At 38.4% G+C, this 21,560-nt stretch carries 18 protein-coding genes; 5 read left to right on the plus strand and 13 right to left on the minus strand.

What is annotated here, in order from left to right; all coding sequences use genetic code 11:
• Window positions 1-4: 4 nt before the first annotated feature.
• Window positions 5-1,981 (minus strand): excinuclease ABC subunit B, encoded by a 1,977-nt coding sequence (gene uvrB / locus C564_RS0109200; RefSeq protein WP_018765106.1) that lies wholly within the window; start codon window positions 1,979-1,981, stop codon window positions 5-7.
• A 310-nt stretch (window positions 1,982-2,291) separates the two neighbouring features.
• Window positions 2,292-2,720 carry a DUF4362 domain-containing protein gene (locus C564_RS0109205; RefSeq protein WP_018765107.1) on the minus strand — a complete coding sequence of 143 codons (429 nt, stop codon included), beginning with the start codon at window positions 2,718-2,720 and terminating at the stop codon, window positions 2,292-2,294.
• Window positions 2,721-2,932: 212 nt separating this feature from the next.
• On the opposite strand from C564_RS0109205, the gene C564_RS0109210 reads away from it, so the two are divergent.
• The gene (locus tag C564_RS0109210) at window positions 2,933-4,342 is read left to right on the plus strand and encodes an amino acid permease (RefSeq protein ID WP_018765108.1); all 1,410 of its coding nucleotides are present in this window, start codon (window positions 2,933-2,935) and stop codon (window positions 4,340-4,342) included.
• A 19-nt stretch (window positions 4,343-4,361) separates the two neighbouring features.
• Here C564_RS0109210 and C564_RS0109215 read toward each other — a convergent pair whose 3' ends face one another.
• The 3 genes from C564_RS0109215 to C564_RS0109225 form a co-directional block, all read right to left on the minus strand.
• On the minus strand, window positions 4,362-4,973 hold the full coding sequence (locus tag C564_RS0109215) for a hypothetical protein (protein WP_018765109.1): 612 nt from the start codon (window positions 4,971-4,973) through the stop codon (window positions 4,362-4,364).
• Complete coding sequence (locus C564_RS0109220; protein WP_018765110.1) at window positions 4,970-5,731, minus strand: MerR family transcriptional regulator; 762 nt, start codon at window positions 5,729-5,731, stop codon at window positions 4,970-4,972. Before C564_RS0109220 ends, C564_RS0109215 begins: the two co-directional genes overlap by 4 nt.
• A gap of 105 nt (window positions 5,732-5,836) precedes the next feature.
• Window positions 5,837-6,859, minus strand: coding sequence for a YeiH family protein (locus C564_RS0109225; protein ID WP_003201850.1), 1,023 nt, complete (start codon window positions 6,857-6,859; stop codon window positions 5,837-5,839).
• A gap of 302 nt (window positions 6,860-7,161) precedes the next feature.
• Here C564_RS0109225 and C564_RS0109230 point away from each other — a divergent pair, with 302 nt between their 5' ends.
• The 4 genes from C564_RS0109230 (at window position 7,162) to abc-f (ending at window position 10,934) form a co-directional block, all read left to right on the plus strand.
• Entirely contained in the window at window positions 7,162-8,055 is an 894-nt protein-coding gene (locus C564_RS0109230) for a LysR family transcriptional regulator (RefSeq protein ID WP_018765111.1), read from the plus strand.
• A gap of 51 nt (window positions 8,056-8,106) precedes the next feature.
• Entirely contained in the window at window positions 8,107-8,475 is a 369-nt protein-coding gene (locus C564_RS0109235) for a MerR family transcriptional regulator (RefSeq protein WP_018765112.1), read from the plus strand.
• 6 nt (window positions 8,476-8,481) lie between these two features.
• Window positions 8,482-9,015: a flavodoxin family protein gene (locus tag C564_RS0109240; protein WP_018765113.1), complete on the plus strand. Its 534-nt coding sequence runs from the start codon at window positions 8,482-8,484 to the stop codon at window positions 9,013-9,015.
• A gap of 284 nt (window positions 9,016-9,299) precedes the next feature.
• Window positions 9,300-10,934: a ribosomal protection-like ABC-F family protein gene (abc-f, locus tag C564_RS0109245; RefSeq protein ID WP_018765114.1), complete on the plus strand. Its 1,635-nt coding sequence runs from the start codon at window positions 9,300-9,302 to the stop codon at window positions 10,932-10,934.
• Between the two features lie 158 nt (window positions 10,935-11,092).
• On the opposite strand, the gene C564_RS0109250 is transcribed toward abc-f, so the two are convergent.
• The 8 genes from C564_RS0109250 to secA form a co-directional block, all read right to left on the minus strand.
• Window positions 11,093-11,404, minus strand: coding sequence for a heavy metal-binding domain-containing protein (locus C564_RS0109250; RefSeq protein ID WP_003201842.1), 312 nt, complete (start codon window positions 11,402-11,404; stop codon window positions 11,093-11,095).
• Between the two features lie 90 nt (window positions 11,405-11,494).
• Window positions 11,495-12,697: a PDZ domain-containing protein gene (locus C564_RS0109255; RefSeq protein WP_026008511.1), complete on the minus strand. Its 1,203-nt coding sequence runs from the start codon at window positions 12,695-12,697 to the stop codon at window positions 11,495-11,497.
• A 174-nt stretch (window positions 12,698-12,871) separates the two neighbouring features.
• Window positions 12,872-14,308, minus strand: coding sequence for a S41 family peptidase (locus C564_RS0109265; protein ID WP_018765116.1), 1,437 nt, complete (start codon window positions 14,306-14,308; stop codon window positions 12,872-12,874).
• Window positions 14,309-14,426: 118 nt separating this feature from the next.
• Window positions 14,427-15,320 (minus strand): permease-like cell division protein FtsX, encoded by an 894-nt coding sequence (gene ftsX, locus C564_RS0109270; protein ID WP_018765117.1) that lies wholly within the window; start codon window positions 15,318-15,320, stop codon window positions 14,427-14,429.
• Entirely contained in the window at window positions 15,310-15,996 is a 687-nt protein-coding gene (gene ftsE, locus C564_RS0109275; protein WP_003209063.1) for a cell division ATP-binding protein FtsE, read from the minus strand. The genes ftsX and ftsE overlap by 11 nt, the downstream gene beginning before the upstream one ends.
• A gap of 768 nt (window positions 15,997-16,764) precedes the next feature.
• On the minus strand, window positions 16,765-17,088 hold the full coding sequence (gene cccB, locus C564_RS0109280) for a cytochrome c551 (protein WP_003201828.1): 324 nt from the start codon (window positions 17,086-17,088) through the stop codon (window positions 16,765-16,767).
• Between the two features lie 454 nt (window positions 17,089-17,542).
• A protein-coding gene (gene prfB / locus C564_RS0109285) for a peptide chain release factor 2 (RefSeq protein ID WP_098161088.1) occupies window positions 17,543-18,644 on the minus strand; the annotation gives its coding sequence in 2 pieces (ribosomal slippage) (window positions 17,543-18,571 and window positions 18,573-18,644; 1,101 coding nt in all).
• A 334-nt stretch (window positions 18,645-18,978) separates the two neighbouring features.
• Window positions 18,979-21,489: a preprotein translocase subunit SecA gene (gene secA, locus C564_RS0109290; protein WP_018765119.1), complete on the minus strand. Its 2,511-nt coding sequence runs from the start codon at window positions 21,487-21,489 to the stop codon at window positions 18,979-18,981.
• Between the last annotated feature and the right edge of the window lie 71 nt (window positions 21,490-21,560).

Consider the following 21,560-nt stretch of genomic DNA (forward strand, 5'->3'; position numbering starts at 1 on the left):
ATTTTCACCCTTCCGCTTTTAATTCTAGCAGTAAATCTCTCAGCTCAGCTGCACGCTCGAAGTCTAGTGCCTTTGCCGCTTCCTTCATTTCTGCTTCCATCTTCGCGATTGTTTTTTCTCGTTCTTTCTTCGTCATTTTCTTAGCCGGCCCAGCTTCATACACTTCTGTTTCTTCTGCAGCTGTTGTTGCACGAATCACGTCACGTACTTCTTTTTGAATTGTTTTCGGTGTAATGCCATGTTCCACGTTGTAAGCTTCTTGCTTTTGACGACGGCGTTTCGTCTCTTCAATTGCAATTCCCATCGATCTCGTTATGCGATCTGCGTACATGATTACATGACCGTGTTCATTACGCGCGGCACGACCAATTGTCTGAATCAATGATCGCTCTGAACGTAGGAACCCTTCTTTGTCCGCATCTAAAATCGCTACGAGTGATACTTCTGGAATATCAAGCCCTTCTCGCAACAAGTTAATACCAATAAGCACATCAAATTTACCAAGGCGAAGATCTCGAATAATTTCAATCCGCTCTAGCGTTTTAATTTCAGAATGTAAGTAGTTTACTTTAATACCAACATCTTTTAAATAATCTGTTAAATCCTCTGACATTTTCTTTGTTAATGTCGTAATCAATACACGCTCATTTTTCGCAATACGGTCATGGATTTCTCCTAATAAATCATCTATTTGTCCTTCAATTGGTCTTACATCAATTTGCGGATCTAAAAGCCCCGTTGGACGGATAATTTGCTCCACAACTTCCGGTGTAAGCTCTAGTTCATATGGACCCGGTGTTGCTGATACATACACAACTTGATTCGTTTTCTCTTCAAACTCTTCAAACATAAGCGGTCTATTATCCATCGCTGACGGCAAGCGAAATCCATGGTCAACAAGCACTTGTTTACGCGCTTGGTCCCCATTATACATCGCTCTTACTTGTGGCACTGTTACATGCGACTCATCCATAACAATTAGGAAATCTTTAGGGAAATAATCTATTAATGTATATGGTGTTGAACCAGCTGGACGGAGCGTCAAATGACGGGAGTAGTTTTCAATCCCCGAACAAAATCCCATCTCTCGCATCATTTCTAAATCGTAACGAGTTCGCTGCTCAATACGCTGGGCTTCTAACAATTTACCGTTATCATTTAATTCTTTTAAACGTTCTTCTAATTCTTTTTCAATATTTTCAATGGCAACTTTCATTTTTTCTTCACGTGTAACGAAGTGAGATGCCGGAAAGATTGCTACATGTTCACGTTCTGCTAATACTTCACCTGTTAAGGCATTCACTTCACGGATACGATCAATCTCATCGCCAAAAAACTCAATCCGAATACAATGTTCATCAAGCGATGCTGGGAAAATCTCAACTACATCTCCGCGCACTCGAAATGTTCCGCGTTTAAAATCAATATCATTACGACCGTACTGCACATCAACAAGTTCACGAAGCAATTGATTACGGTCCTTTTCCATACCAACGCGCAAAGAAACCACAAGTTCACGGTATTCTTCTGGCGAACCTAAGCCGTAAATACAAGAAACACTTGCTACAATAATGACATCATCTCGTTCAAATAAAGCTGATGTCGCTGAGTGACGTAATTTATCAATCTCATCATTGATTTGTGCATCTTTTTCAATAAACGTATCGGTTTGTGGTACATACGCTTCCGGTTGATAATAATCGTAATAACTCACAAAATACTCAACAGCATTGTTCGGAAAGAAATCTTTGAGTTCACTATACAGTTGTCCTGCTAATGTTTTATTATGAGCCATTACAAGCGTTGGCTTCTTCACTTCTTTAATAACATTCGAAATCGTAAATGTCTTTCCCGTTCCTGTCGCTCCAAGCAACACTTGATGTTTCTTACCATTATTAATCCCCGCTACCAGCTGCTGTATCGCTCTTGGCTGATCACCTTGCGGGGAATATTCTGAGACAATCTCAAATTGATATTCCAAACAAAACCGACCTCCTCGTAAAAAATCTGTATTCTCATTTTACCACGAATGCCCATGAAAAAACCAAGAAAACGAACAGATATTCGGTAAAGTTTTCGACAATATAAAGTGAAACTTCCATCAGTAGGGGTTTTCTTCATCTCCACTGATGATTAATGAATCTGTCTTTTACGGGCAGTTGTCCCCCGCCTATCTTCCTCGTTTCTCTCTGAATCTTGAGATGGGGGTCTTACTGCCCGCAAATAGCGGGATAAACATAGCAAAAGGAAGGTTTCTTCTTTTTATAAGCCCCTTCCTTTTTTAATCCCATTTATTTTGCCGGTATACGTAACAGGTCATATCCATTATGACCTGTTTCTTTCACACAATCATGTAGCGTATACCTTATATCTTCACGAGTATCTTTCATTATCTTTTTACAAGTATCGGAGTAAATTCCTTTATCTTTACCAGCAAATTTATCATAAGAATTATCTACCTTATAGCTGATTTCTCTCCCAACATATTCTAGCGTTTGAAAGATTGGATCTCCTTCATGTGTATAATTCACAATGCATATTTTATCCGCTCTACCTTTTTCAACATTCATGAAGAACTTCTCGAATTTATGTAAATTAGAAATTTTATGTCCTTTTGCAATCACATCATTATTCTCATCAATTTTACCGCCCGATTGTGAACATGCTACTAAGCTTCCAATACAAAATAGAAAACACAATGAAGCAATTCCTTTTCTCATATTAAATCCTCTCCAGCTTGTTTTGGCTTTATACTATTATTCAACACGAGATTAACTAGAAGAATAATATTAATAGGTAGAATTTTCTAAAAAATAAATATTTACAAAAATATTATTTTACTTTAGAATACGAACTACAAAGATTCGACAAGATACGACAAAATGGGAATGTTTTTCAGAATATTATAACAGCTAAGAGGTGAGGGATCTATATGAATCTATTTCGGAAAAAATCCATTTCAGCATTATTAGCACAGGCAGAAAAAAAAGGGGCATCTTTAAAGAAAGAACTCGGTGCATTTGATCTCACAATGCTCGGGGTCGGCGCCATTATTGGAACAGGCATTTTCGTTCTTACTGGTGTTGCCGCAGCAGAACACGCAGGACCAGCACTTATTCTATCGTTTATTTTATCCGGTTTAGCCTGTGTATTTGCAGCACTATGTTATTCTGAATTCGCATCAACTGTACCGGTATCTGGTAGTGCATACACTTATAGCTATGCAACATTTGGAGAATTAATCGCCTGGATTTTAGGGTGGGATTTAATTTTAGAATACGGCTTAGCTTCCTCAGCTGTTGCCTCTGGTTGGTCAGGATATTTCCAAGGATTATTAAGTGGATTCGGGATTACATTACCTACCGCTTTAACAAGCGCATATAATCCTGAAGCTGGAACATACGTAGACTTACCGGCAATCTGTATTATCTTTCTAATGACATTGTTGTTAACAAGAGGAGCAAAAAAATCAGCTCGCTTTAATGCGATCATGGTAGCTATCAAACTCTTTGTTGTCTTACTATTTATCGGTGTTGGCGCTTTCTATGTCAAACCTGAAAACTGGACACCATTTATGCCGTTCGGCTTCTCTGGCGTAACAACTGGAGCTGCAACTGTATTCTTTGCTTACATCGGATTTGACGCTGTATCAACAGCTGCTGAAGAAGTGAAAAACCCACAGCGTAACATGCCGATCGGCATTATTGCTTCTTTAACAATCTGTACAATTTTATATATCGTTGTTTCATTAATTTTAACTGGAATTGTGCCTTACGATCAGTTAGGTGTTAAAAACCCTGTTGCATTTGCACTACAATACATCCAACAAGATTGGATCGCAGGTTTCATTTCTTTAGGAGCAATTACTGGAATTACAACTGTGTTACTCGTTATGTTATATGGACAAACACGTTTATTTTACGCAATTAGCCGCGATGGCTTACTACCAAAAGCACTTTCTCGCGTGAACAAGAAAACAAAAACACCTGTTATCAATAGTTGGATTACTGCAACTATGGTTGCTTTCTTTGCTGGTTTCATTCCTTTAAACAAACTAGCAGAATTAACAAATATCGGTACACTATTCGCATTCATCGTTGTATCCATTGGGGTAATCATCTTACGCAAAAAACAACCAGAACTACCGCGTGCTTTTAAAGTGCCATTAGTACCATGGATTCCTGCTTTAGCTGTTCTATTCTGTGGATACCTAGCATTGCAGCTCCCAGCAACAACATGGATCGGCTTTGTAGTATGGCTTGTAATTGGACTTGTTGTCTACTTCAGTTACGGTTACAAAAATAGTACGCTACAAAATAAACAAAAAGAAGACGTTGCATAATGAAAAAGCTGTTGTCCCATTAGGACAGCAGCTTTTTTTCTTTTTTCGGAAAAAACACATATGAAAATGTAATTACCGTATCAACTAAAAATACAATTCCCCAAACTTGACTCACACGGCTGGCTGCCTCATTTAACACAATTCCTTTTTCAAGCCAATTTCCCCACTGCTCAATCGGCACGAATCCATACATAAAGAAAAAGACAATATGAACAACGATAAACAAAACGAGATGTAAACTCCATTCTCCAATCTCCTGCTTTGTGTAAGCCCAGCCTGTTAGCTCTAGTGGTTCTTCTATATGTGTAAGTGGTTCATTCCGCCATTTCGCAACGAGTTTCTGTACACGTATATCTAATTTCTTTAAATCTTTTTTCCCATAAAAGAGTGCATATAGCAATATCACTAATGTAATGATTTGAAAGTTAGAAAACTTACCAGTTTCATAATAATCCATGACACCTAAAGCTAAAATAAAGACTTCATTGACAAGTAACACAACGCCAGCAATGAAACTAGCTTTCCGTAATCGAAATCCGTAACGAAGTAAAAAGAAACCAATTGCTGATATCCAAAACACAATTTCTGCACCAATTAAGAAATACCAACGATACTCTGCAAGTATACTCATTTTCCGCGCTCCTTCTCATCATATATACGAAAAGCCTCATCCATATACACTAGAAGCTCCTCTTCAATTGGATACATATTCATCTTCTGCGAGTCTTCTTTTGACTTTCGTACTTCCCATAATTTATCTAGAAATGCTTCATCCCCATTTGCCATCTCCAAACACTTAGCCATTAGCTTTTTTATAGTTTCTTGCACAGCATCATGAGATGCATCCTTCCCTTCTTTCATAAAGCTGCGTAACTGTTTTAACACATCTACCCATTCTCGAACATTCTCATCCTCCTCGCTCATATTTGGCAAATTGCGAAGAAGTTTTTGCTCACCCTCTGAAAACACTTGCTTTTGAAATATTTCACGTATACGAGGAGACTGCCTCGAAAGTTGAATAAGTTCGAACATAATTTTCCAATCTAACTCTCCCTCTAACTCAGCCGAATACACAACAGCTTGTAAAATCCGTTCCATCCGATTAAACTTTTTCTGCTCTTCTTGTACAAACTTAAGCTGTTTTTCCAATGATTCTCTTAAGCTAAATTCATCTGTCATTAGTATATTCATAATCTCTTTTAACGAGAAACCCATTTCTTTTAAAAATAAAATTTGTTGCAAACGAATGACGTCCCCTTCACTATATAAACGGTGTCCACCATCTGTTTTCCCGCTTGGTTTCAACAAATCAATTTGATCATAATAACGAAGTGTTCTTACCGTAACTCCTGTTTCCTTTGTAAGTTCTTGAATCGAGATCATTTCCATCACCCTTTCCTCTTTCATTGTAAAAGATGACGTAACGTAACTTTCAAGTGTTTTTGTAAAAAAATTCAAAAAAGAGACATATTCACTATGTCTCCTTTTGTTACCTTACATAAAGCCTAACGCATATACGAGAATATACCCAAGAACAGAAAGGCACACAGATCCTACCAATCCAGCTACAAATGCTCTACTTCCTAATTTACGGAATGTCGTAAATTCTACATTTAAACCAAGTCCCGCCATTGCCATCGCAATGAGCATATAAGCAAGGATTACGATATAGCCTGCTACCACTTCCGGTATAACACCTAATGAATGAAATGCACTCATTGCCAAGAACCCTAAGATAAACCACGGAATCGGAATATCACGCCAAGAGCCTTTTTGCCCATTTCCCTCACTACGCTTAAACCATAAGCCAATTAAAATCGCTACTGGTACAAGCATGGCAACACGCGTTAATTTTACAATAACCGCAATATCAACAGACGCGCTTCCACCTGGCGCCGCAGCAGCGATGACATGTGCAATCTCATGCAGCGTCGCTCCAGAAAATACACCGTAACCATACGGGGATAATCCAAGAACTGGGTATAATAAAGTATAAATCAACGTAAAAATTGTACCTAAAATAGCAATAATCGCTGCACCGACCGCTGTTTCATCGTCCTTCGCTTTCACTTGCGGTGCAATTGCCACGACCGCGGCCGCGCCGCAAATTGCCGTCCCGCATGCTGTTAAAATCCCAAGTGTTTTATCTACTTTAAAAACACGTGTTAATGCGTATACAACAACAAGTGTAAAAGCAATGACAATCGCTGCAATAACTAGCACCTTTGGCCCAGCCTTTGCAATATCAACAAGATTTAATCGCATACCTAGCAAAATAATTCCGAAGCGAAGTAACTTCTTACTCGCAAAATTCGTTCCCGCTATCGCTTCGCTTGGAACACCAATTGTAGCTCTCCAAATCATTCCAATTAGAATAGCGATAACTAATTGGCCCATAATATTTAAAAATGGGAGCTCCGCTAAATATTTCGCGCTAATCGCAATCAACAATGTAATCCCAATCCCCTGCGAAAAACCGAGACGCTTCTTCTTTTGTATAACAAGTGTTTGTTCCACTTTGGATCACTCCAATAATCGTATTAAAACATGCATGTTTCTTATACTTCCATTATAAAAGCATTCCAATAATAAGTTTAATACCAATATTCAATCTCAACCATCAGAAAAACTTATGATAAACTAAAAAAATGGAGGCGGCTCGTTCAAAATCTCAGGGCGTTGGAGCCCCCGACAGAGAGGCACTTTTTGCCTCGTCCGAGGGGACGAAACGACCGGAGATTTTAGCTGCCGGAGCTAGACAATAGAAAAGCCGAAGCTAATCTCTAGATCAATAACAAAAGAGCAAAGGAGCAAACATCATGAACGTCGATATTTTAAAAATATTTGTGACCGTCGTAGAACAAAAGCATTTCTCTCGTGCGGCAGAATTGCTCAATCTCTCTCAGCCTGGCGTCAGCATGCATATTCGCAATTTAGAAAACGAATTTGGCACTACACTCATTCAGCGTTCTCCAAAACACGTCCAAGTTACGGAAGCTGGCAATATTCTATACATACATGCGAAGCAAATGCTATCCCTTTATGAAGAAGCAAAACAAGAAATTAACGAACTACATAACGTTGTTACAGGTACACTGCGCATCGGGGCAAGTTTTACAATTGGTGAATATTTACTCCCAAAAATATTAGCACGCTACGCCAATGAAAATCCGCGTGTGGAAGTACACACGTTTATCTCCAACACAGAAGAAGTTCTCCAAAGCATTCGTTCCAACCAAATCGATATTGGCTTAGTAGAGGGTCAAGTCGTATACACTGATATAGATGTAGAGACTTTTATGAAAGATGAAATGAAACTAGTCGTTCCACCAAAACATCCTCTTCTGGGTGCACATGCAATTAACGAAGCTTCACTTCAAGATCAAGTATGGATCCTCAGGGAGATGGGATCTGGAACACGCGCCTATAGCGATCGTTTTATCCATCAGCACCATTTAAAACTGAAGCGTTTCTTTACATTTAGCAGCATTCAAAGCGTAAAAGAAGCCGTTGCTGCTGGGCTCGGCATTGCAATCCTTTCTGACTGGACCGTAAGGAAAGAGCTACAAGCAAAAGAACTTTTCCATGTCGAAGTTCCAAACGAAAAACTCATCCGTCCTTTCTCTATCGTTCGTGGCAAATACTTTATTCCTTCCAAAGCCATTCAAGTCTTTTTAGACCACGTTCATTCATTTGCACAAAAACAGAGTTGACCTTCACATTAGTGTGAAGGTTTACAATATATACGAAAGGAGTGAAATGCAGTGCGAATTGGAGAATTATCAAAGCGAACTGGCGTCAGTGAACGTTCATTAAGGCATTATGAAGAAAAAGGGTTGCTTCCTTCGAAACGCCTTACAAATGGCTATCGTGATTTTGAGGCAAGTGCCACCAGAAAAGTTGAACTCATTCAGATGTACTTACAGCTTGGCTTAAATTTAGAAGAAACTGCAAGAATGCTGCGCTGCTTAGAAATTGAACCACAATTATACGAAAATCCATGCAGTAGTATTCTTACACTTTACGAAGACAAGCTGGCTGAGGTAACAAAGCAAATTTCACTGCTCTCCAATATTCAAGCGAATTTACAGAAGCATGTTTCACTCCTAAAAAAAACGAAGAAAAAGGAATGATTGCATATGTTCGTTATACACGGAAGCTCCCGTTCAAATGGAAATACAGAAGCCCTTACACACATGATGATTGATGGTATCGATGCAGAACAAATTTATTTACGAGATCATACCGTTCATCCTATTACAGACCAACGTCATGAAGCAGAAGGATTTCAACCAGTAGATGATGATTACCAAAACCTAATTGAGCAAATGCTAGAACACGACACAATTATTTTCGCTACACCTCTATATTGGTATGGGATGAGCGGACATATGAAAAACTTTGTTGATCGCTGGTCACAAAGTTTACGTGATAGATCCCTTCATTTTAAAGAAAAGATGAAAGAAAAAAAGATGTACGTTGTCATTGTTGGTGGAGATAATCCAAAGTTAAAAGCATTACCACTTATCGCACAATTTCAATACATCTTTGATTTTACCGGTTCTTCTTTTGAAGGCTACATTATCGGTGATGCTAATGCACCGGATGAAATTTCAAACGATAAAGAAGCATTAGCAAAAGCGAAACTATACAATGAACAATTCCGGAAATAATAACCAGGAACTAGTTTGACAATTCTCTTTGTATACGCATACAATAAAAATAACATTATGAAAGGAAGGTAATCCGGCCAATGAAGTTCTAATTCTCTTATTTATTCATCCATCACGCATAGTGAAACAAAATGATGAAAACTAGAAGAGGATTAGTCTGTCCATTTGTCGATACTTTCTTTTATCGCGATCGTGTAAAAATATGTGCATCGCTTATTTCTGCACACTTTTTTACATCTATGGGTGACGTCTATCCTCTCTAGTGAAACTAGGGAGGTTTTTTTATGACCATTTTATTCGCACGCAATATTGAAAAAAACTTTGGTGACCGCACTATATTTACAGTACAATCGCTTGAAATTCAAGGAAATGACCGCATCGGCATTGTCGGAGTCAATGGAGCCGGAAAATCTACGCTACTACAAATATTAAGCAAAGAAATAGAGCCGGACGAAGGTTCTGTCTCACATTATGGTTCGATCGCCATTATCCCTCAATTTAGCGAGGAAACATTGGAATATACTTCCACTTTCGCAAAAGGAAAGTGGAACATTTCAAACGTTTCAGATGCAATGAGTGGCGGTGAACGAATGCGCTTAAAGATCGCTCATGCTCTTGAGCAGGAAGCTTCCATCTTATTTGCAGATGAACCGACAAGTCATTTAGATATGTATGGCACAGAGCAATTAGAACAAGCACTCTTATCTTATAAAGGTGCACTCGTTCTAGTTTCTCATGATCGTGCATTTCTAGATACGATTTGTACAAAGATCATTGAAATTGAAGACGGTACAGTTCGTGAATATAAAGGGAACTATTCAAATTATCGGGAACAAAAAGAACGTGAACGCACTGAACAAAGAGCTGAATATGAACAATATGTACAAGAAAAGAAACGATTAGAACAATCTATTTTACACCGAAAACAGCGCGCTTCTAGTATGACAAAGGTTCCAACCCGGTATAGTTCTTCTGAGTCTAGGCTTTATAAGTTAGGTGCTGCCCATGGCCAAGAAAACGTTAGTAAAGCAGCAAAAGCATTAGAAACGAGACTTGAAAAACTAGAAAAGAAAGAAAAACCGAAAGAGTTAGCTCAAACTCAGTTTGATGTACAACACCATGCACCGATTCATAGTAAAACAGCTGTACAATTTAATAAAACAACGAAAAGGCTAGGCGACCGTACACTGTTTCAAAATATGAACGGCAGTGTTTCTCCCGGTGCAAAAATTGCCATTTTAGGTGCAAACGGAAGCGGGAAAACAACGTTATTCAAAATGATTCTCTCAAATGAGCGTGGCATTCAGCTTTCAAAAAGCTGTAAAATTGGATACTTTGAACAGACATTATCTATTTTAAAAACAGATAAAACAATTTTAGAGAATGTTTTAGAAGAAACAAATTATACGGAAGCTTTCGTCAGAACAATATTAGCTCGCCTTCTCTTCCGGCGCGAAGATGTGCATAAACCTGTGCATGTATTGAGCGGTGGCGAGCGAACAAAGGTAGCACTAGCGAAAGTGTTTTTAGGAAACTATAACATGCTTCTGCTCGATGAACCGACGAACTATTTAGATTTAACAACTCAGGAAGAACTAGAAAACATGTTGCAAGAATATCCTGGCACCGTCCTTTTCATTAGCCATGACCGTGCATTTATTCGTTCGGTTGCAGATTATATCTTACACATAGATGAGACTGAACCACGACTCTTCCACGGAAATTATGATCAATATATGAATCGAACAGAACAAACTTCTGTAAACACTACCGAGCAAGAACTGTTGCGATTGCAAACAAAATTAACAGAAATCATCAGCCGAATTTCGATGCCTGATCGACAGGATGATGTTACAATTCTTGAACAAGAATATGAGCAGTTATTGGAGAAAATCAGGAATTGTAAGGAAGCACTCTAATGTCTTCCCTATATCTCGACGAGGCCGCTGCCATTTCCCAAGAAATATTGATGCTTCGACATGCTAAGATGCTGCAAATATATCGACACTTCGACAATATACGACATAAGCAAGCATACAAAAAGCCGTGCATTAAGCACGGCTTCTTTCTTTATATTCTACACACGGACAGCTGTTCCACTTACCGCAACCATTAACATCCCTTCGCGAACTACCTCATAGTCTACGTCAATGCCAACAATCGCATTTGCACCTTTTTGCTTCGCAAGAGATTTCATCTCTTCCATCGCAATATCACGTGCTTCTTTTAATTTACTTTCATATGCACCAGAACGGCCACCGACAATGTCACGAACAGAAGCAAATAAGTCGCGGACGATATTTGCACCCATAATTGCTTCACCGTTTACGATATCAATGTACTCGATAATTTCTTTCCCTTGAATAACAGAAGTTGTTGTTACAATCATTTTTTACAGCCCCCTATATATGTATCTTTTTCTTACCTACCTATATGGTACGCTAATTCTGTTAAAATTACATATACAAGGTCTTTTAAATTACACTGCTTCCGTATCCCACTTATGATTCTGTTCTACAAACACAATTCCCAATTCATGATGTCCATCTGCATATAGTGCCGTTTGAGCAAGGCGGAGCTCGCCTTTTGTATCAAGTACTTCTAATTTACAAAATGCCCCTGTCGTCTTGGACTGAAGCGCATCATAAAACTCTTCTGCACTTTTAGGAATTACACCGTTTACTTTCGTAATAACCTCTCCGGGCTTCAGGTTCATTTCTACACCGACTGTATTCGGAATTATACCTAATACAACTAATCCATCGTCGCGCGCTGCAAAATATGCTGGGCACGTTTCATCAGCTATACGTTCCCGCATCGCAATAGTAAAGCGACCAAGCATCGCGACTCCCATCGCAAGAATAGCTACAACAGGCCACCAATAACTGATCACTCCTAAAACAAGAACAAGGGTTGCTAAACCAAATATACGTCTTCCTGTAAATAATAATGCTTCTGTCGGTTCCTCACTTCTAATTGTTCGCATAAAGCCAATTAAAAACGGTACAAGGAATAAGGAATACGTTTGTGAACCAACAGAAATGACCGGCCACCACGAAACAAATTGTGTAACAGCATCTCCCGGCACAAGAATAAAAATCGGAACGAGCCATAAACGCTTTGATTCATGTAGTCCAATATTTAAACCGCGCTTTCCTTTACGCATTTTAGGCGTTGAATGCCGCACCGCATTTTTCGAAATTAATAATCCTTCTACTACTAACATCAAGCCTAGTAAAATGGCAAGTGATGCAATGGTACTCTCTTCTCCTTCTCCAAGCTGTAAGAAAGAGATTGGAAGTTTAGAAGATAATAAAGCTGCTACAATCGCCACGCCAAATGTGTAAGCAGAAGATAAATATCTATATTGAGCAGCTAGTCCAAATACTAGTGTCCAAATTAAAATCATCCATATACTTGCTTGCGACATAACTAGTCCGGCTCCAACTGTTATGATGGATACAACGAATCCATATCCAACTCCTGAAAATAAGGATGTTCGTAGTTCAAACCAAATATCATATACTTTAAAAGAAAAATCTTTTCGTTCTCGTAATATACGTAAGTATCCAACAAAAATGCTACTTATCAAAAATACATAGACAGCAGGGTGTAAGAAAAAACGCCCAACTGCTCGCATTATCTCAAAAGACCACGCCTCCACGAATCGCTTCACCACCATTTATTCTTTCTTTTTATCTTATCATAAAGTGAAACTTTAATCAGTGGCGTTTTCTCCATCCCCCATCTACCTTCTTTTCTTTTTCTAAATTTTGAGATAGAAGTGTTACCGTTCATAAGTAGCGGGATAAACACCTACAAAAAAATACAGGCAATAATATGCCTGTATTTTTCCTTATTTCGCCATTAATTTTAATGCTGCCTGCAATTGCAGATCATTTTCACCAGAGCGAATCTTTTCAATGATTTTATTTTGAATCGCTTCAGCTGTCTTTTTATCAAGCTGACCTGTCATTTCCATTTCATTTGCATTTTGGAATGCTTTTAAAGCCGACTCTGTTTCCTTACTAAAGTATCCATCCTCACGTCCAGGTACATATCCTAAACTTTTCAGCATTTCTTGCGCATGCTTCACTTGTACATCATTTGAATTATAAGAAAGTGTTTTCTCAATTTGAATTGGCGTTGCATGATAATAATCTGGCTGTTTCACTTCCACCGTTGGAGCAATTCCTTTCTTATGAATCCAATTGCCATCTGGTGTAAGCCATTTAAACATTGTCAGTTTAATATTGCTGCCATCTTTAAACGGAACAGCTTGCTGAACAGTACCTTTTCCAAATGTTTTTTCACCAACTAAATCATATCCTTCGCCTTCTTTTAATGCACCTGCTAAAATTTCTGAAGCCGATGCACTTCCTTTATCAATTAATACTGAAATCGGATATGATTTTCTCTCTTTTAATGCAGTTGAGAATTTCTTTTTCTCACCATTTCGTTGTTCAACTTGCATCATTGGCTTTTTGTCCGTCATAATTAATCCTAAAATATCTTGTACGCTATTTAAGTAACCTCCTGGATTACCACGTACATCAATGACAAGGCCTTTTATATCTTTCTTTTCAAGTTCTTTTAATTGATCTTTAAATTCTTTCGCTGTATTTTCAGAGAAAGATGTAATTTGGATATAACCAATATTTTTCTCCTTCTCTTTCTTTACAGAACTAAACACAGTAAAAATCGGAATTTTTTCACGTTTAATTTTAAATTCTAGTGGATCTGCAACTCCTGAACGCTTTATCTCAAGCGTAACGTCCGTTCCTTGTTTACCACGAATCTTTAAGACCGCTTCTTCACGTGATAAATCTTTTACACTGTTTCCATTTACTGATAAAATTTGATCATTTGGCTTAATGCCTGCTTTTTCTGCTGGTGACCCTTTAATCGGAGAGACAATGATCAGTTTTCCATCCGTTTTGTTCACCTCAGCACCAATACCTTCAAGCTCCGGATCAAGCGACTCTGTAAATTGCTTCGCTGTTTCCTTATCCATATACGTGGAATAAGGGTCCTTCAGCGTCGACAACATACCCTGTATCGCACCCTCAACAAGCTTTTCATCCTTCACGTCTTCCACATAACGCGAATCAATCAGTGCATACGCCTCATTAATTTTAGCTAAATCCCCTTGTTTCGTGCCGGCACTATCGCCTGTAATTGTTTGCGCCATATATGATGGATTGATTCCAAACATATACATACCTGCAAACATTCCGCCAGCACCAATTAAAAATGCAACAATCATTCCAATAATCGCAACTCTACGTTTCAATGCGGAATTCCCCTTTCCAGAACACACAGGTGGTGTAGCAAAAGGCATCACACATTGTGTGATGCCTTTACCTATTTCTACTATATGATAAGCTTGTACGAATTATGTTTGCAACTTTTTATACTTTTAAGAAGCGACGAATTGACATTACGCTTCCCCACATACCGATTAATGCACCAATTAATACTAATAAACCGGAAAGTTGGAATACAAACGGACTATATGGAAGAAGTTCGAAAATCGTTCCTCCAAGCTTCTGGTTAAACATACCTTGAAGCGAATTATAAGTAGATAAAATTACAACAATTGGGAGAATTGAACCAAGTACACCTAAGAATAAACCTTCTAATAAGAACGGCCAACGGATAAACCAGTTTGTCGCACCTACAAGTTTCATAATTTCAATCTCCGTGCTTCGTGCATAAATTGTAATTTTGATTGTATTAGAGATTAAGAACATTGCTGTGAATAATAGACCAGCAATTAACAAAATCCCAATATTACGGCCTGTGTTCACTGTATCAAATAATTTTTCAACTTGGCCTTTACCATATTGAACTGTACTTACAAACTGCATTTTTTCAACTTTTTTCGCAATTGTAGCTGTATCTGTTGGTTCTTTCGCCTTTACAATAAATACGTTTTTAAGTGGATTATCTTGCTCAAATAACTCAAACGTTTTCCCGCTGTCACCTAAGCTTTTAATCAAACGTTTTAACTCTTCTTCTTTAGAAGAATATTTAACAGAATCTACTTTTGCAATTTTGCTAAGATCTTTTTCCAATTTCTTTTGATCCGCTTCTTTCGCTGCTGGATCAATGTGTACACGAATTTCTACATCTTGCTCCACTTTCGTTGCAAAGTGGTTCATATTCATAATCGCTGTTAAAAAGACACCTACAAGTAATAATGTAACTGTTACTGCACTTACAGAAGCAAACGTCATCCATCCGTTACGGGATAGATTTTTTACACCTTCTCGTAAATGCCGACTAAGGGTTTTAGTCTTCATATCCGTATCCTCCCTCAATCTCATCTCGAACAATTTTTCCGCCTTCAATCGCAATTACGCGATGACGAATTGTATTTACGATATCTGCGTTATGTGTTGCCATAACAATTGTTGTACCGCGCTCATTAATACGTTTAAAGATACTCATAATATCAAGTGCTGTATCAATATCTAAGTTTCCTGTCGGCTCATCGGCAATCACAACTTTTGGCTTATTTACAATCGCCCTTGCAATCGCCACACGCTGTTGTTCTCCACCTGAAAGTTCAGTTGGAAGTGCGTCCGCACGATCTTCAAGGCTTACAAGACCCAGTACTTCAGTAACACGCTCACGAATTGCATCAGGCTCTTCTTCAATTACTTCTAAAGCAAACGCTACATTCTCATATACCGTTAATTTAGGTAGCAATTTAAAGTCTTGGAAAATTACGCCTAACTGACGGCGAAAATATGGTACATCTCGCTCTGCTAACGTTTCAATTACAAGTCCATTCACATTGATAGATCCTGTTGTTGGTTTTTCTTCACGATACATCATCTTAATAAATGTAGATTTTCCGGCTCCACTCGGTCCAACTACGTATACAAATTCACCCTGCTTAATGCTAACTGTGAGTCCATCGATGGCTTTCATACCATTTGGATACTCCTTATAAACATTCGTCATTTTTATCATTATTTATCACCCAATACTTAATGATTTTTTTCGACATACTTTTTCTGTCTATCTGAACATGAAAGCAAAAGTTCCCACTCTTACTTACACTCTGCTGTACTACAAACCTATTAAAGTATTTCTGTTGTTTCAAATAACAGTAACAGCAGTTTCAGTCTATCACTGTTGCTTATGTACATGTTTCAGCAAAATTCTACAAACTACATTGTAACATCATTAGGTTTCCAATTCGGATACAATTTTGTTACAGTTATGTTACAGCGCAAAAAGAAACAAGAAAAAGCAGTTATTCAAAGCTCCTTTTCCTACCCCATGCCAAGTTAAAACAAAGAGAGAAAACGAGTACAGGTCACCTTTTGTTCTTCATAGCAGCAGTTTATCTATTTTAAAATCAAAATAGATACATATATATCATAAACAAGTCTATATCATTTTATGAATCATCTTATAAGTCTAGCTTTTTATAAAATAGCCCAAAAAACTGACTGTTTAGCCCATCATGTCTAAGAACCTTCCACACAAAAAAGCCCCTTAGCCAACACTGCTAAACAGTCAGCTCCACTTTTTTTACGTTCTAGCTTTAGCAGCTAGAATGCTCAGTGGCTTTGCTTCTTCCTTCTATTCTAAACAAGCCACTTCCGCTTTTCTTTTGTCTAGCTGCAGTGGCTAAAATCTCCGGCCGTTTCACTCCCTCGGACGAGACAAAAAATGCCTCTCTGTCGGGGGTTCCAACGTCCTACGATTTTAAACAAGCTACTTCCACTTTTCTTACTTATGTTCTGCTAACCACTCTGATACTTTTTTTGCATCCTCACCTTGAATAAGTTCCGCTGGCATTGAACCGCGTCCTTTTTTGATAATATTTTCAATCTCCGCCGCGTCGTATTTACCGCCTACTTTTCGTAAATCAGGTCCAGTTGCACCAGATAAGTCGCTAGCATGACAACCTGCACAACTTTTTTTGAAAATTTGCTCTGCACTATCTGTACTTGCAGATTGATTAGAAGATTTATTTTCTTCTTTCTTTCCACATGCTCCTATAGTAAAAGCTAATGATGTTCCTAATGCAATAGCCAACAATTTCTTTTTCACTTATATCGCTCCCCATTGTTGATATCCTTCTTATTATTGATATAGCCATACTTTCACATAGCTCTCACTTGCCATTATAATAATTATCCCCTTATAGAAAAACCAACCTCCATAGGATATTTTTTACAAAAGGGATGAGAACCCTACTCATATAAAGCTTTCACCAATTGTTTCAATTCTGTGAACAAATGTAAATTACTATAAAGATACTGTTTTTACAAAACAGAAAAGAAAAAATTCTATACGGCTTCCTTATCATTTATAGCTTGCTTCTTAATATTTTTTACTTTTTACAAAACAATATACGACCTTGTATCATAAAACCAAGCTCATCAAAAAGAGAAGTTGTCACCCAACTCCTCTTCCTCCTTCTCTTATCAATACAGACAAGATGTACCTCATTATTCCCCTCTATCTCCTCAACGATAGGCCAACAGTCCGTTGGCTTTTTTTCTTAAGAAATACGAGAGCGTAAATATGCATCAATAAACGGATCAATTTCTCCATCCATAACCGCTTGTACATTACCAACTTCCGTATTTGTACGGTGGTCTTTCACTAGAGAGTATGGGTGGAATACGTAAGAACGAATTTGGCTACCCCAGCCAATTTCTTTTTGTTCACCACGAATTTCATTTAACTCCGCTTGCTGTTCTTCTAATTTCTTTTGATATAATTTCGCCTTTAACATTTTCATCGCATGTTCACGGTTTTTAATTTGCGAACGCTCGGATTGACATGTTACAACCGTATTCGTTGGCGTATGTGTAATACGAACCGCTGAATCCGTCGTATTAATGTGCTGTCCACCCGCACCACTTGCACGGTACGTATCTATTTTCAAATCTTCCGTACGCACTTCAATCTCGATATCATCATTAAATTCAGGTACAACTTCACAAGATACGAACGATGTATGACGACGGCCTGAAGAGTCAAACGGTGAAATACGTACAAGACGATGTACACCTTTCTCTGCTTTCAAGTAACCGTAAGCGTTATGACCTTTAATTAACAATGTTACGCTTTTGATTCCTGCTTCATCGCCTGGTAAATAATCGACTGTATCTACTTTAAACCCGCGTTTTTCAGCCCAGCGTGTATACATACGTAATAGCATAGAACCCCAGTCTTGTGATTCTGTTCCACCAGCACCTGGATGTAGTTCTAAAATTGCATTATTTTTATCATAAGGATCGCTTAATAATAGCTGAAGCTCGTACTCATTCATTTCTCGAACTAAAGATTTCACTTCAGATTCTAATTCCTCATGTAAATCTTCATCATATTCTTCTTTTAAAAGTTCATGTGTCACTTCTAAATTTTCGAATGTTTCATCTAACTGACGAAACTTCCCAACCATTTCTTTTAACGCATTCGCCTCATTAATTACAGTTTGTGCGCCTTGTTGATCATCCCAAAAGCCTGCACCCATCATTGTTTCTTCTAATTCTGCAATGCGTTTTTCCTTTGTAGGAAGGTCAAAGAGACCCCCTAAAAGCCGCTAATCTCTTAGCCATTTTCTCTAATTCTTGCCTAATTTCTACTAATTCCATGCTCTTCACCTCTATGTAATTGCTATCGCTTTTATATAAAACAAGGGAAACTCCCTCCGCTTATTACAGAGAGAGTTTGTCCCTTTTTATTATATGGATATTTTTAAAACTTTTCCATTTTGAAAATAAAATTTCGTGTAAGGTCGATTTGGAGCGCCCTCCTGCGAGGCAAACTACGCCTCTCTGTCAGGAGCTCCATCCTTCTCACATTCTGAACGAGCCGCTTCCGCTTTTCTTTTGATCCAGTTCTGCCTCCTAGCCCCTCATGTCTAAGAACCTTCCGCACAGGAAAGAACCTTAGCCAACGGGGCTGAACAGTCGGCGCCACTTTTCCTTATTTCCCAATATCACAGCAGTTTTTATATTTCTTACCACTGCCACATTTGCATAGGTTGTTACGTCCTACTTGTTCACCTTTTACGACTGGTTTCTTTTTCACTTCTTCACCGTCATCTTTCGGATGAACTGCTTCACCTTGAGCTACTTCTTGGCGCTCTAAGTTTTGTTCGATTTCTGCTTTCATAATGTAACGAGAAACCTCTTCTTCAATGGAAGCGATCATGGATTCAAACATTGCGAATCCTTCCATTTGGTATTCACGAAGCGGGTCAATTTGACCGTAAGCACGTAAATGAATACCTTCACGAAGATGATCCATCGCATCGATATGATCCATCCATTTCGTATCTACAACGCGGAATACAACAACCTTTTCAAATTCACGCATTTGTTCTTCTGGTAGAAGTTTTTCTTTTTCATCATAACGCTCTATTAATTTTGCAATGATTAGCTCGCTCATTTCTTCTGGTGCAAGGCGACGTAATTCTTCTTCCTTAACATCACCTTCCTCAAGAAGGTTTGTATTTAAGTAGTCAATCAGACCTTTAATGTTCCAATCCTCTTCAATTTCCTCTTGCGTATGAAGGGCAACAGCACGTTCTACAGTAGATTTCATCATACCTTCGATAATGCCTCGTAAGTTTTCAGATTCCATTACTTCTTGACGTTGTTTATAAATTACTTCACGTTGTTGGCGAAGTACATCGTCATACTGCAAGAGCTGTTTACGTGCATCGTAGTTGTTTCCTTCTACACGTTTTTGCGCAGATTCTACAGCACGAGATACCATTTTACTTTCGATTGGTTGTGAATCATCCATACCAAGGCGATCCATCATCGCTTTCATATTATCTGCACCGAAGCGGCGCATTAATTCATCTTCCATTGATAAGTAGAACTGCGTCACACCAGGGTCTCCTTGACGACCAGAACGACCACGTAACTGATTATCAATACGACGACTTTCATGACGTTCTGTACCGATAACCGCTAGGCCACCAGCTTCTTTTACACCTTCGCCTAGTTTAATATCCGTACCACGACCAGCCATGTTTGTCGCAATCGTTACAGAGCCTTTAAATCCTGCTTCTGTAATAATATCCGCTTCACGCGCATGATTTTTCGCATTCAAGACGTTATGACGTACACCTTTACGTGTTAACATGTTTGAAATAAGTTCAGATGTTTCAATTGCAACTGTACCAACAAGAACTGGTTGCCCTTGCTTATGGCGTTTTACAATATCCTCAACAACCGCATTAAATTTTCCTTCCATCGTTTTGAAAATTAAATCGGCACGGTCATCACGAACAACTGGTCTGTTTGTTGGTATCACGATAACATTCATATTATAAATGTTACGGAATTCCTCTTCTTCCGTTTTCGCTGTACCAGTCATACCTGATAACTTTTCGTACATACGGAAGTAGTTTTGGAATGTAATGGTTGCTAATGTCATACTTTCATTTTGAATTTCTACGCCTTCTTTTGCTTCAATCGCTTGGTGTAAACCTTCACTATAGCGGCGGCCTTTCATAAGACGACCAGTGAATTGGTCTACAATTACAATTTCGCCTTCTTGTACAACATAATCTGTATCGCGGTGCATTACAACGTGTGCACGAAGCGCCTGATTAATATGGTGAAGAAGTGCAACGTGTTTTAAATCAAATAAGTTTTCAATATGGAAAGCTTTCTCTGCTCTCGTAATCCCGTCTTCTGTTAACATGACATTTTTCGTTTTCACGTCAAATGAGTAATCTTTTTCATTTTCTAACGTACGAATAAATGCATTTGCAAAGATATATAGTTCTGTTGATTTTTGTGCTTGTCCAGAAATGATAAGCGGCGTACGCGCTTCATCAACTAAAATGGAATCGACTTCATCAATGATTGCGAAATGAAGCGGACGCTGAACACGTTGCTCTTTATATAGCACCATGTTATCACGCAAATAGTCAAAACCAAGCTCGTTGTTTGTACTATATGTGATATCAGCAGCGTAAGCAGCTTGCTTTTCTTCACGTGACATGCTATTCAAGTTAATTCCTACTGTTAAGCCAAGGAACTCATGTAGTTGTCCCATTTCCCCTGCGTCACGCTGCGCTAAATATTCATTGACTGTAACAACATGAACACCTTTACCTGTTAAAGCATTCAAATAAACCGGTAAAGTAGAAGTTAATGTTTTACCTTCCCCTGTTTTCATCTCAGAGATATTCCCTTCATGTAAGGCAATACCACCCATTAATTGCACAGGATAGGGGCGCATACCAAGAACGCGTGTCGCTGCTTCACGAACAACCGCAAAAGCTTCTGGTAATAAATCGTCTACTGTCTCGCCTTTCGTAAGACGCTCTTTAAATTCAATTGTTTTCCCTTTTAATTGTTCGTCAGTTAACGATTGAATCGATGATTCAAACCCTTCTATTTGATCCACAGATTTCTGCATACGTTTAATTTGGCGCTGGTTTACATCAAACACCTTTTTTAAAATACCGATCATAGGAAATACGCTCCTCTTTTATTAAAATAAAACTTCCGATCGTGCTCTATATTTCTGTTCACTAATCAGTC

It is taken from the genome of Bacillus sp. 105MF (assembly GCF_000374885.1).
Lineage (GTDB): Bacteria > Bacillota > Bacilli > Bacillales > Bacillaceae_G > Bacillus_A > Bacillus_A pseudomycoides.

Bases quoted from the DNA above. Each gene is read 5' to 3' on its own strand.
- C564_RS0109250 (WP_003201842.1), bottom strand. From the start codon at position 11,404: ATGATTGTAACAACAACTTCTGTTATTCAAGGGAAAGAAATTATCGAG.
- ftsE (WP_003209063.1), bottom strand. From the start codon at position 15,996: ATGATAAAAATGACGAATGTTTATAAGGAGTATCCAAATGGTATGAAA.
- ftsX (WP_018765117.1), bottom strand. From the start codon at position 15,320: ATGAAGACTAAAACCCTTAGTCGGCATTTACGAGAAGGTGTAAAAAAT.
- secA (WP_018765119.1), bottom strand. From the start codon at position 21,489: ATGATCGGTATTTTAAAAAAGGTGTTTGATGTAAACCAGCGCCAAATT.
- C564_RS0109255 (WP_026008511.1), bottom strand. From the start codon at position 12,697: ATGGTGGTGAAGCGATTCGTGGAGGCGTGGTCTTTTGAGATAATGCGA.
- abc-f (WP_018765114.1), top strand. From the start codon at position 9,300: ATGACCATTTTATTCGCACGCAATATTGAAAAAAACTTTGGTGACCGC.
- C564_RS0109210 (WP_018765108.1), top strand. From the start codon at position 2,933: ATGAATCTATTTCGGAAAAAATCCATTTCAGCATTATTAGCACAGGCA.
- C564_RS0109215 (WP_018765109.1), bottom strand. From the start codon at position 4,973: ATGAGTATACTTGCAGAGTATCGTTGGTATTTCTTAATTGGTGCAGAA.
- C564_RS0109205 (WP_018765107.1), bottom strand. From the start codon at position 2,720: ATGAGAAAAGGAATTGCTTCATTGTGTTTTCTATTTTGTATTGGAAGC.
- C564_RS0109240 (WP_018765113.1), top strand. From the start codon at position 8,482: ATGTTCGTTATACACGGAAGCTCCCGTTCAAATGGAAATACAGAAGCC.
- C564_RS0109230 (WP_018765111.1), top strand. From the start codon at position 7,162: ATGAACGTCGATATTTTAAAAATATTTGTGACCGTCGTAGAACAAAAG.
- C564_RS0109220 (WP_018765110.1), bottom strand. From the start codon at position 5,731: ATGGAAATGATCTCGATTCAAGAACTTACAAAGGAAACAGGAGTTACG.